This is a genomic window from bacterium, assembly GCA_009926305.1.
Lineage (GTDB): Bacteria > Bdellovibrionota_C > UBA2361 > UBA2361 > RFPC01 > RFPC01.
Window position 1 is genome coordinate 1 of sequence record RFPC01000071.1, and the last position, 11371, is coordinate 11371.

Sequence of the window (11371 nt, forward strand, 5' to 3'; positions counted from 1 at the left end):
CTCGGTACGGCCCTGAAAAGAAAAAAGGCTATTCCAAAAAGTGTGCGCGCATATGCTCAGACAATAGTAGAAAGGCATAGGATGTTCTCGCAAAAATATGAGAATTCAAAGTCTACCTACGCATACATGAATGTGAACTTCATTCCTCAGACCCTTTGGGCCGATCTTATCCAAGCCCACTCTGAGCAGTCTCTTACTTCTTAAATGTCTTGGTTGCGGTGTTACGATGAAAACCTCAAAACAGGAAAAACTCTGGGAACGCCTCCATCAAGAGGCACTCCATAAAGGAGAAAGCTCGTATCTTGACCCAGAGACAGGTGCTCTCGTTTTTACCTCCAAGTTCCATCTTGAGAGAGGGGTCTGTTGCGGCTCTTGTTGTCGTCACTGCCCGTATAACCATGAAAACGTTCCCTCACAGGCAGAATGATAAAAAAATATGCTAAATTCGATACCTTATCAATCTCAAGAGAACAGTCCATCTTGCCGAATACAACAACCGAAAGGTTAAACTCAGAGGTTTTCAAAAACATGAAAAGAACGCAGCAATTCCCCCTCTTCGCCCTCCTATGCTTCCTCACTCTACTATGCCTGCTAGTTGGATGCTCAAAAGAAACTGATGATGATTCGAGAAGTACGTCGAACTCTAGCGGAGATAGTGGTCGAGCGTTCAGCACATTTTGCGGTGTTCCCCTCGGAGGTGAAGTAAGAAATCCGATTACGGACCAACAGGGGGTATCGGTCAGAATCCTCGGGCCGGGCTCTACTCCTGGATCTGTTGTTATTCTTAAAGACTCGGGGGCTCAAGTCGTGAAGCTGCGCGCGCTCTCGGAGCAAATGTCTGAATCAGCCGGCAGTCGAGCGACCGCTGTCATTTCTGCCTTTGGTGCAGATGGATTTCTCTATACCGATGACTGTCAGTTTGTTACTGCCGATGGAGCGCTCTCTATTGTTGGAGATATTATTAACAACTTTGGAGATAGCCTGGCAGAATCTCTTCTCGAAAAGCGAGCCGCTGAGGTATCGAGCGCTGGTGACTGTGGCCAAGCCCTAGTAGCTGGCTGCTACCAATCGCTTCTTGAAGCCAGTGAGGTACAAGACGATATCCCTAACGAAGAACTCCCAGGCGCGAGCGCTCCTGGTAAGGGAAATTCAACCCCTGGCGCCACCGTCTCTAATTTTCTCTGGAAGCCAAGCTCTGAGAGAAACGGGAATTTAGTCGTCCTGCTTAATCCGGCAGGAGTAACTGTTATCGTCAATGAGACGACAGTGCTGGAAGGAAGTGGGCCCAGTAACGGTCGTGGCACAACGGCTCGAGCAAATAAGCCCGGGGCAGCTTTTGGAACGAATGTGAGAGTAGAAGCGATTGATGGAGCCGGGAGATCGCTAGTATTTCCTGATGGAAAGCTTTTCGTCACTATTCCGAACGGCGCTCAGCGATTTGAGTTTTAATCCTCAAAGTCGAACATGGCTACTTTACTCTTCTCGCATCCATGCAGTGGCTAAAGCATCCGCGTACTCATTCCATCGGCTTCCATCGTGCGCCTTAATCCACTGAAGAGTTACGCCAGGACGTTCCTGCTTCAATGCGTAGAGCTCTTGAACGAGCTCAAGATTCTTAATAGGGCCTGATTTTCGCTTCCATCCACGAGCCTCCCACCCTGCGGCCCATTCATTAATCGTCTTTACGCAAAGATCGCTATCAGAATAGACCGTTATCTCTTCCTCGGGAGACACGAGCTTAAGAGCGTGTATCAGGGCTGTGAGCTCCATACGATTATTCGTTGTATCCTGCTCATATCCATGCTCCTCATGAAGGATCTCTCCATTGACCACGTGTACAAGTCCCCAGCCTCCCGGCCCTGGATTCGGACTAGCGCCGCCATCGGTAAATACGCCTGTTTGCGGACCTCCAGTATATCGTTTTAAAACCTCTGATCGTGTTGGCACTTCGAACTCTCCTACTCTTGTTGACTCATGAGCTGCGCTTTCTGCTTCCATGATATACACTAATAGTATGGTCTCAACATCTACATTGATTATTTCTCTTTTCCTCCTTGTGCTCGGCATTTGGACCCTTCTCTGGCTGCTCTTTGCTCTCCTATCGCCCCTTTTCGGTCAAGGCACCGCCTCTCGAGCAACCGCAAGCACTCAAGCGAAATCAGGCTCCACTTCGAGCTCTCTACGTGGGTTTCACGAGAGGCTGTTGTTTCGAAGGCGCGTTCGAGTGTTTCAAGACCTTGATGCTGCCATACGAGACAACCGGCTTGTTGTTGCAAAACGTCTGCTTCCGAAAGCGCTCTATCTTGAGTGGATCCAGTGGTCTCCAGAGCTGATCGCAAAAAGCGCTTCGCATCATCTTGACCTCCTGAATAAGTTGATCGTTATCGCCGAACTGGAGGGAAGCAGTGTTCGCTCTCTGCCAAAACTCGAGTCTCTTTTCGCTCAACGAGCGTCCCTCCTCAATCAAGCATTTGAGGCGCGAATTGCACGTTCCCGCTTCAGAACAAAACAACGAACGAAAGGCAAGACGCCTCCCCACTGGTCAACCAAGGAATTCGATCAACGGCTCGCAACTCTTCAACAAGAGTTTGCTGATGTTCGAGGTGAGATCCTGACTCTTTTTGCTGCCGCTATTGCAGAGCTTGATAATGCAAAAAGTTCAACCGATGACCTTGGGCAGTATCACTAAAAGAGCGCTCGATGAAGACCCTCAAAATAGGTAGCGAAGAGTCCGATTCGAGCCAGAGGAGCGAGGTCGAGCCAGTTGTTCTCCTCGAGGAAGACGACTTTCTTGTCTGTATTAAACCACCAGGGCTATCCACAACACGTCAGGAGGGAGAGCCCCCTGGCAGCTCTGTAGCGGGGTGGCTTGCTCGCTTCCATCCGAAATGTGAAGAATCTTCGAGCATGAGCCGCTCTTCCGAGGCGCGCTATAATGCCGACTGTGGAGTCTGTCACCGACTTGACCGGGAAACATCCGGCCTCTTGCTCGTTGCAAAGAATCCGTTTTTTTATGAGCACCTTCGAAAAGACTTTCACGATGGGAAAATAGAAAAAAGATATCTCTGTGTCGTTGAGGGCAAAATCACCAAGCCGACTACCCTTAATGGATATCTGTATGGACGATATCGCCGGTCGCAAAAAGTCCTTGTGTCTGAACGAAAAGTTCCGCGCTCCGAGCACTCTACCTTAACTCTTGCTCCCAAAGAGCACCTCACCGATAGAGATGATCCGAAAAATCTCTCTTCTCTTCTTCGTATAAACCTAATCACTGGATTTCGGCACCAGATTCGAGCTCAGCTAGCGCACTTGGGACATCCGCTTGTTGGTGATGCTCTTTATGGCTCCACATTGAAACTCGAAAATTTTCTGAGTGACATAGCGCCTTTTCAGAATTGCTCAAGGCCATTTGCGCTGCACGCTGAACACATGGCCTTCTATCATCCGCGCACCCGTAAAAGAATCGAAATATCCAGCCCCTTCTCGTTCGCCTCCCATGAGAAGGAATCAAGGCTCTAAAGAGGCAAGCACTCCTGATCGAGTATGTGACATCACGGAGGAGACGAGTATATTCTTCTCGCTAAACCTGCGTCCCTCAAATAATCCATCTTTTCGGTGAACTATCTCAATATAACTCGCATCTCCCGTAGAGCGCTCTTTGACTGAAAGTCGCTCAACTGGGGCAGCATCAGTGCCGTGATTCTTGTTCTCCGGGTCAATCCGTTCATACAAAGAGACATTCTCTAACTTCTCTGTGGAAAATTCTCTATCAAGGAATCCAATCTCAAATGGTGCAGATGGAAAAGAGCTCTCATGTAATAACCAATGATGAAACGGAAGGGTGCTCTCCACACCTTCAATGCGACACTCTTTTAATACTCTTCTCGCATTTTGAAGAGCGTCATCTCTGTCATAGCCAGAAACAATAATCTTTGTTAAGAGCGCGTCATAATATGGACTTATGATGCTTCCCCGTTGCACAGAAGGCTCATTCCGAAAAAAGTCATAAGAATCTGGAACATCAAAAGCACGAATCGTTCCCAGTGATGGAACAAAACCATGCGCTGGATTCTCTGCATAAATACGAAACTCAATGCTGTGCCCTGTTGGCTCTTTCACAAAGTCTTGCGCGCGCGGCGACTCGCCTGCGGCAACACGAAATTGCCATTCAACGAGATCAATTCCGTAGACAATCTCAGTAACTGGATGTTCAACTTGTATTCGAGTATTCATTTCAAGAAAAAATATATTTTCATTCTGAACAAGAAACTCGACTGTTCCAGCTCCCTCGTATTGAACCTGCTCGGCAAGTGATACGGCGCTCTCGTGAAGCTTTTTGCGGACTGCTGGAGATAAAAATGGGGCCGGGGCTTCTTCGACAAGCTTTTGATGTCGTCGTTGAGTAGAGCAATCCCTTGTTCCCAAATGAAAAGCTTTTCCCTTTCCATCCCCGAAGACCTGAACCTCAACGTGACGAGGAGACTCAATATAACGTTCGGCAAAAATATTTTCGTTTGAGAAAAACTTCTTTGCTTCGGCACTTGCGCGCTCACATTCCTTGAGAAAGGAATCGGGATCTTTTACAAGGCGCATTCCGCGGCCCCCACCTCCTGCCTGCGCCTTTAAAAGAATGGGAAAACCGACATCCTTGACTATCTTTTTCAGGGCGCGCGCTGGATCCTTTACTTCTACCGAGCTTGCTATTGGCACTCCGGCTTTTGATGCCACTGCTTTTGCCGCTACTTTATCTCCCATCAGCCGAATGACCTCTGGTGTTGGCCCAATAAACTTCAAACCTGCTGCGCCCACTTGTTCGGCAAAATCTCCATTTTCAGACAAAAACCCATAGCCAGGATGAATTGAATCACACTGAGCCTCTTTAGCGAGCGCAAGGATCGCCTTGCCGTTGAGGTATGTTTCTTGCGCTGTGTTGCCACTCAGGTACATGACCTGATGTCCACTGTCTCCATCAGCCTCTTGTGGAAGGGCATGAAGAGACTCCCGATCAGCCTCTGAGGCGATCATTACGGGAACGATCCCCAGCTTTTGTGCTGCGCGCTTTATTCGAAGTGCAATTTCTCCCCGATTAGCGATAAGGACTTTTTTTAAGGCTCTCACTCGTATCCTCTCCTTCTGGCTTAACTCTCATCCAGCTCTATTGTCATGCATGAAAAAGGTCTCTGAAAATAGAAAATTTTAACAAATAGGGGAGTAATTTAGAAAGTTTCTCGTGTATGGTACGGAGGAAACTGTTGTTTACAGAGAACGTGGAGAACATTGGATGGAAAATCAGAAGCGTAATGTAATTATTCTTGGCTCAGGGCCTGCGGGACTTACCGCAGCGGTATACACGGCTCGTGCTAATCTTGAGCCTCTCCTGATTCATGGCCCCCTTCCTGGAGGGCAACTGACTACGACCACTGAGGTGGAGAACTTTCCTGGATTTCCAGAAGGCATAATGGGCCCTGATCTCATGGTAAATATGGAGGCTCAGGCAAAACGGTTTGGAACGACCATTATCACCGACACCATTAAAGAAATCTCCGCGACCGGAACGCCCTTTATCCTTCAAGGTGACCAGGGCACCTATTCAGCTGATGCGCTTATTCTTGCAACTGGAGCCACCCCGCGACTCCTTCATGTGCCAGGAGAACAAGAGCTCATGGGGTTTGGCGTTTCAACGTGTGCTACGTGCGATGGGGCATTCTTCCGCGACCAAGTTATTATGGTTATCGGCGGTGGAGACTCTGCGTGTGAAGAGGCGAACTTTTTAACGAGATTTGGCTCAAAGGTTTATCTTGTACACCGTAGAGATGAGCTCAGGGCCTCAAAGATTATGGCTGACCGAGTGTTAAAGAATGATAAAATAGAAGTGCTCTGGAATAGGGAGTTAAAAGAGGTCCATGGCTCAAAGAAAGACGGGGTCCAGTCGGTGACTCTGTTTAAGAATGATTCGAATCAGGATGAAAATATTCCCGTATCGGCTGTGTTCATCGCTATTGGACACATCCCAAATTCGGAGCTCGTACAGAATTTTGTAGAATGTGATGAGAATGGCTATGTAAAAACGGCGCCAAACTCCACAAAGACAAATATAGAAGGACTATTTGCGTGCGGTGACCTTCAAGACCACGACTGGAGACAGGCGATTACCGCGGCCGGGACTGGGTGCATGTCCGCTCTAGAGGCAGAGCGGTGGCTAGAGTCTCTTCACGACTAGGCTAAACAGATATGATTCGTATGGAGGTGCGTATAAAGCTTTTCCTCTAGGATAAAAATGTTTGAACTGCATGAATTTGTTCTTGTATCAATTATCGGACTTCTCGCATTTTATCTGAAAGGCTTGATGGGAACGGGAACAACCACCGTCCTTGTTAGTCTATGCTCGTTCTTTCTAGAACCTAAGTCTTGCATTGTAATTGCCTCCTTCATCAATGTCTTTGGAGGATTTGCAATGTTGAAGATAGATTCTGTTACGTTGCCAAAGCCTTTCTGGCTGCCGATTACGATCGCGATGGTCGTAGGCTCGGTGCTTGGGGCTCAAGCTCTTAGCCTTATCGATCCAATGCTTTTTAAGCTAGTATTGGGAGTAATATTTCTCTTAGTTAGTCTCTGGTTCCTTCTGAGCGATGTCGCTATTTCACCAAATGAAGGCAGGTATAAAGTTGCAACTATGGCAGACCTCCTTATAGCTGCATTTGCTGGACTTTGTGGAGGCTTCATTGGGATTAATGCACCGCTATTAGTGATCCACTTTGGAAGCTACTTGCCCAAGGAGTTCCTAAGAAAACTTCTTGTTATTATTTTTATTCCTGCAGCAATCGCGCAAACGTCAACCTTTTGGATTAATGGTCTGCTATCAATCAGAGAAATAGTACTCAGCCTTACCATTATCCCAATGATGCTGGTTGGTGTTCATCTCGGAAATAGGGCGTTTATCTCAATATCTGCTAAACAATTTCGAATCGCTCTCGGACTTCTATTAATGGCAGCCTCCATGCCTCTCTTATCTGGTAGTGCCTAGGAATAGCTTTAATGAGCTAATGCTGGCTAGGGAGGGAAAGGCTGTGAGGTTCAGAGCCTGAATGCCCCCTATAAAAAAGATGCTGGTACTTGAAAGGCAGCCTATTTTTCAATTACTTGGAACCAAATTTGAGCAAAATTCAGTAGGTTTTTTTCTTAGACGTTGAAAAAAATGAAAAAACTAGGACTTCCTTAAGCCTTTAGGCGCCATAACCTAAGGACAGGTCAATAATGTCTCTGCTGTAGAGGTTTTTTCTCTTTATTTTCTTCCGGGGAGAACTCATGGTTTTACGATATTCCAATCCCTTCGAATTTTTGGGCGGTCGTCTGATGCTCGGATTCCTATTCCTTCTTGCGCTCCCTATCCACTTTGCCTCTGCTGAACCAGTTTCCTCACTCCCTAAGCCACTTTGTGGCAAATCAGTGAGCGGTAATTTCTCCGTATCAGGCAAAGGGGTATCCTCCAAAAAACCAACTGAGGAGAAAGCAAAGGCGGAAGCTGAAAGCCGTTGTAAGAAGGACCTAGAGCGGGCTGCAAGCGATGCGGCTGGCCTTAACGATTGTGACAAAAGCAACTGTAGGGCGAGGTGGGTTCGAAACTGCGCATTATCTCGCACTTATGACGAAATACCTGATCTCTCCTTCGAAGAACGAATCACCAAGACGACAGAAGAGAGTCCGGTGCGTGGGCCCAGCGGAATGCAGTGGCTAGATTTAGTAAGTTTAATCGCTGTCGCCATGACCACAACCCAATACCAACACTTCGTCGAGTGTACCGGAACGGTCACAGTGATTGATTCTTGCGGTAAGTGTAAGTTGTGTCCCGGAGAAGATGCCGGTATGTATACAAGTGCAAACACAAATAAACGTTCGTCTGCTTCAGTTGAGGAAGCAGGGGATCAAGAGATGGCTACCCTATGTGAAGCGGTTGATAACAACGAGCTGGTCGTCGAACATCTCCTTACGGAGTAATGTTTCTCGGCACGGTTTCACCTGTTCCGCTTTTCAATCGCTTCTTTAAGCTTCGAATTCCTCAAACGATGGCTATCGCACTGCCTATCACGCCGAGTGAAACATCTTCCCAAAGTTGGGCCGACGAAAACTTGTGGAGGACATCTGCGACGACCCAGACGGCGCTGATAATGATGGGGACAGTCAGCTTTACAGGTAGGAAATCTTAAAAGCGGTATATTCGCTGATAACTACATTTGATGGGGCTCTATATGAAGTGTTCTATGTTTCATGGCGCTGTTTTTGAGGTGGATTTTTTCCGAATCAGTCACCGAAGAGGGCGGAACCTGCATCAAGGTCAAGCAAGTGACAGAATTCGGTGAGTTTCCCAAATTTTTGGACGCTCAGTTACTGCGCCGATATCTTTCACTGCGTTGTAAGTTGGCTAAGTAGCGTGTTTGAAAGGAGGTGGAGTTCTCCATGGAACTTCACCGAGATTTTCAGAGAGCCGCTTAATTTCGGATTGTTCTTGGATGAATACTTGGATTTTCATTGTCGCGCTGCATTCAGGGCACTCCAGTGGGTCTATCTCAAATACTCGTTTCATTAAGGCTGCCCAGTAAGTAGAGGGGCGTTCAGGAGGATCTATTTCCTAGAGCTAGAGGGCCCAGGGAAGTCCAGCTGAAAGCTTAGCCGCCGCGTAGAGTTCTCCGAGTAGGCGCCGATTGAATCTAAAGTACGGACGGAGCCTCTTTGGGGTGGTAAAGACTTGGTGGGAGTGACCGGCCGATTGAATCTAAAGTACGGACGGAGCCTCTTTGGGGTGGTAAAGACTTGGTGGGAGTGACCGTGAGGAAGGAGCACACTTTCATGTAAGTGTTCACCGAATATGAGCGCGCGTCTCGCCCGTCCGTATCCCAACGGGTGCTCATCGAAGAAGGGGGCGCTACAACACCCGGAAAGCGCTAGGACGAAAGCGCAACTAGGACGACAGTGCAACTAGGACGACAGGGCAAAGAGTGAAGGGCAAAGAGTGAAGGATTTGACCGTTTAATGAGCAGGCAAACTGAGTTGCGCCCGTTCGATACAAAAAAACCGCTGGTCCGGCACCCCGGAAACCAGCGGTTTTCGCTAAAAACGCCTCTTCTGCTGGTTACTCGCTCGTAGGAGAATTCGCATCCCCTCTACTGTTGTAACTACGCCCCCGGCGTTTCCCCTCGAGGAATCCTATAAAAGGAAGAACGCGATAACAAACGCGAGAACCACGAGAGATTCAATAAGAGCAAGTCCGATAATCATCGGATTGAAGACCTGACCGCTCGCTGAAGGGTTTCTTCCAATAGCATCAAGCGCTGCTCTTACCGCATTTGACTGACCAAGAGTTCCACCAAGTGCTGCCAGCCCGATAGCTACTCCTGCACCGATGTGTCCTAGCTTGGATGCCGCAGCGCCTTCTTCAGCCGCAAGTGCTGGATCTGCTGCAAATAGAACGGCAATCACGCTCAGTATCAATATCTCTACCTTCTTCATGTCTCTCCTTATCTCTCTCTTAAAGAAGTTAATTTATAACACAAAATTTCTCTCTCCCCTCTTCCGCATCTCGCGAGCAAAAAGGTTTTGAGACTCTCCGCATTCTCCGTCGGTCAGTGGTGCGCCCCTTCCTCATGTTGAGTTGCTAGAACGATATACACCATTGTCAGTGTTGCAAACACGAAGGCCTGCATGAATGAGACGAAGAATCCAAGAACGTAAAACGGGGCTGCCATGCCAGTAGGGAGCATGTCCGTGAAAATCCCGAGAACAATGTGGTCGGCATTGATGTTCCAGTACAGCCTTAAATTCAGAGTTAAAATCCTCATGAAAAGACTCACCATCTCAATGACGAGCATCATCGGCGCCATCCACCAAAGAGGGCCGAGAAAATGCTTCATGTAGTTCACGACACCGTGCTCTTTCATCCCCTCTACGTTGAAATAAACGAACACAACAATTGCCATCGCAACATTCAGCCAAACCGTGGTAGTGGCCGCTGGCATCCCTGGGATAAGGCCAAGAACATTCAGGGCGAGAATGAAAAAGAAGATTGAAGCAGTGAAAGGAACGTATTTCCTGTTTTGCTTACCTGCCACGGAGTCGTGATAACTCACGAACGTTTCCATAAAAAAATCGAGGATACCGAAAAAAGAAGGGCGCCTGCTTGGTATCACATACGGCGATACGCCACCCTCTTTAGCGGAAGCTAAAGCTCTACGACGGACGTAGCTCGCCCCTAACAGGATGAATAGAGCGGCAACAAAGACAGCGGTGACGCTCTTCTGAGTCTCTGCAGCAAGCGTAACCGCTCCTTCGCCCACTTGGGGCCAAATGTTATCCAAGTATGTGTAGTGTGCTTCCATCCTTGTCTCTCCGGCTCCAAATACTCCTGAATATTCAACAATAATGCAACCAGATCGGGAATATTTCTTTACTCTGCTACATCACCCCTTAGGGGCATTCCCCGAACTTCGAAAGAAAGTTGGAATCACGCTAAGGAGTAGCCCTACAACGAAAAAAGCGAGGCCATCCTTTCCAAACTGGCGAAATACAAAAAGTGGAATCAGTAAAATGAAGAATTTCAATGGAATAAGCAGAATAGCCAGCGCTCCTCTTCCAGTTAGACCCCACTCAGGGGGCTCCTCCCCGTCCTTCGAGGTATCTCCCCCTTCTTCAAGCGATCTTACCTCCTCTGCTTCAAGCACTGGCTGTGTTTGATTAGGGCTCGCATCAGAAGAGGGTGCGGGTGCGTTCTGCTCACCCTCTTCTGTTGGGGGTTGAATCGTGATGCCCTCGAATAAAAATTGAGCGACCGTGGTGAAGAGAACGAGGATGGCTGTCATCGCCGTTCCTCCCAGCAGCGTCGAGAGAAAGGCTGACAGTTCACCAGTACCACCATAAACAGCCAGTGAAAGTAGCACAAACGTTGCGATCTGCCGTTTTAAAATAGTGTTTCTTTGCTGTTTAATCTCGTTTTGCACTGACTTTTCGACTTCCATCACCTGCTGTTTTCGACCCAAAAATTTTTCACGAGGTTTAGTTCACTTTTAGTACGAAAAAAAATTCGAAAGAAAATCTTTGAAATTATTTATGATCATCGACATGAAAAAATTTTTTTTGAATATTACTTGAAAGAAATTTTTCAGCGAATATAGAGTGCCCGCTCACCTTGCTGCGCCACTTTATGAGGAACGTCATAAAGTGCACGCACACAGAAGAGTGAAGCAAAATTTCGGTGAAAACAACAGGCAAACTCACTCCAAACGGCTTAGAGACTCTGACCAGAGAGTCTACAGGAGAGAGAGTTTGGTAGAGGAGAAGCGTTTCTTCTTTCGTTGTAGACACCGAAAACTTGCTTTTAAGA

At 47.7% G+C, this 11371-nt stretch carries 14 protein-coding genes; 8 read left to right on the forward strand and 6 right to left on the reverse strand.

What is annotated here, in order from left to right; genetic code table 11:
* The 3 genes from EBR25_10370 to EBR25_10380 form a co-directional block, all read left to right on the forward strand.
* Positions 1 to 204: hypothetical protein (locus tag EBR25_10370; protein ID NBW41386.1), on the forward strand; the 204-nt coding region annotated here is incomplete at its 5' end.
* Positions 205 to 226: 22 nt separating this feature from the next.
* Positions 227 to 427 (forward strand): hypothetical protein, encoded by a 201-nt coding sequence (locus tag EBR25_10375; protein ID NBW41387.1) that lies wholly within the window; start codon positions 227 to 229, stop codon positions 425 to 427.
* Positions 424 to 1449, forward strand: a complete 1026-nt coding sequence (locus EBR25_10380; protein NBW41388.1) for a hypothetical protein — start codon at positions 424 to 426, stop codon at positions 1447 to 1449. Before EBR25_10375 ends, EBR25_10380 begins: the two co-directional genes overlap by 4 nt.
* Before the next feature lie 24 nt (positions 1450 to 1473).
* Here the strand turns inward: EBR25_10380 and EBR25_10385 are convergent, their stop codons facing one another.
* Entirely contained in the window at positions 1474 to 1998 is a 525-nt protein-coding gene (locus EBR25_10385) for a ribonuclease HI (protein ID NBW41389.1), read from the reverse strand.
* Positions 1999 to 2014: 16 nt separating this feature from the next.
* Between EBR25_10385 and EBR25_10390 the strand changes: the two genes are divergently transcribed.
* Positions 2015 to 2689, forward strand: coding sequence for a hypothetical protein (locus tag EBR25_10390; GenBank protein ID NBW41390.1), 675 nt, complete (start codon positions 2015 to 2017; stop codon positions 2687 to 2689).
* 11 nt (positions 2690 to 2700) lie between these two features.
* A complete protein-coding gene (locus tag EBR25_10395) occupies positions 2701 to 3519 on the forward strand; it encodes an RluA family pseudouridine synthase (GenBank protein ID NBW41391.1) in 819 nt (272 codons plus the stop codon).
* Here the strand turns inward: EBR25_10395 and EBR25_10400 are convergent.
* Positions 3508 to 5118, reverse strand: coding sequence for an ATP-grasp domain-containing protein (locus EBR25_10400; GenBank protein NBW41392.1), 1611 nt, complete (start codon positions 5116 to 5118; stop codon positions 3508 to 3510). The genes EBR25_10395 and EBR25_10400 overlap by 12 nt on opposite strands.
* 163 nt (positions 5119 to 5281) lie before the next feature.
* Between EBR25_10400 and trxB the strand changes: the two genes are divergently transcribed.
* The 3 genes from trxB (at position 5282) to EBR25_10415 (ending at position 7995) form a co-directional block, all read left to right on the forward strand.
* On the forward strand, positions 5282 to 6220 hold the full coding sequence (gene trxB / locus EBR25_10405; GenBank protein NBW41393.1) for a thioredoxin-disulfide reductase: 939 nt from the start codon (positions 5282 to 5284) through the stop codon (positions 6218 to 6220).
* A gap of 57 nt (positions 6221 to 6277) precedes the next feature.
* Entirely contained in the window at positions 6278 to 7024 is a 747-nt protein-coding gene (locus EBR25_10410) for a sulfite exporter TauE/SafE family protein (protein ID NBW41394.1), read from the forward strand.
* A 281-nt stretch (positions 7025 to 7305) separates the two neighbouring features.
* On the forward strand, positions 7306 to 7995 hold the full coding sequence (locus EBR25_10415; GenBank protein NBW41395.1) for a hypothetical protein: 690 nt from the start codon (positions 7306 to 7308) through the stop codon (positions 7993 to 7995).
* Positions 7996 to 9201: 1206 nt separating this feature from the next.
* Here EBR25_10415 and EBR25_10420 read toward each other — a convergent pair.
* From EBR25_10420 to EBR25_10435, 4 genes are all read right to left on the reverse strand, one after another.
* Entirely contained in the window at positions 9202 to 9504 is a 303-nt protein-coding gene (locus tag EBR25_10420) for an ATP synthase F0 subunit C (protein ID NBW41396.1), read from the reverse strand.
* Between the two features lie 113 nt (positions 9505 to 9617).
* Entirely contained in the window at positions 9618 to 10370 is a 753-nt protein-coding gene (gene atpB, locus EBR25_10425; protein ID NBW41397.1) for an ATP synthase F0 subunit A, read from the reverse strand.
* Between the two features lie 81 nt (positions 10371 to 10451).
* The gene (locus EBR25_10430; protein ID NBW41398.1) at positions 10452 to 11006 is read right to left on the reverse strand and encodes a hypothetical protein; all 555 of its coding nucleotides are present in this window, start codon (positions 11004 to 11006) and stop codon (positions 10452 to 10454) included.
* An 85-nt stretch (positions 11007 to 11091) separates the two neighbouring features.
* Positions 11092 to 11352, reverse strand: a complete 261-nt coding sequence (locus EBR25_10435) for a hypothetical protein (protein NBW41399.1) — start codon at positions 11350 to 11352, stop codon at positions 11092 to 11094.
* Positions 11353 to 11371: the final 19 nt, after the last annotated feature.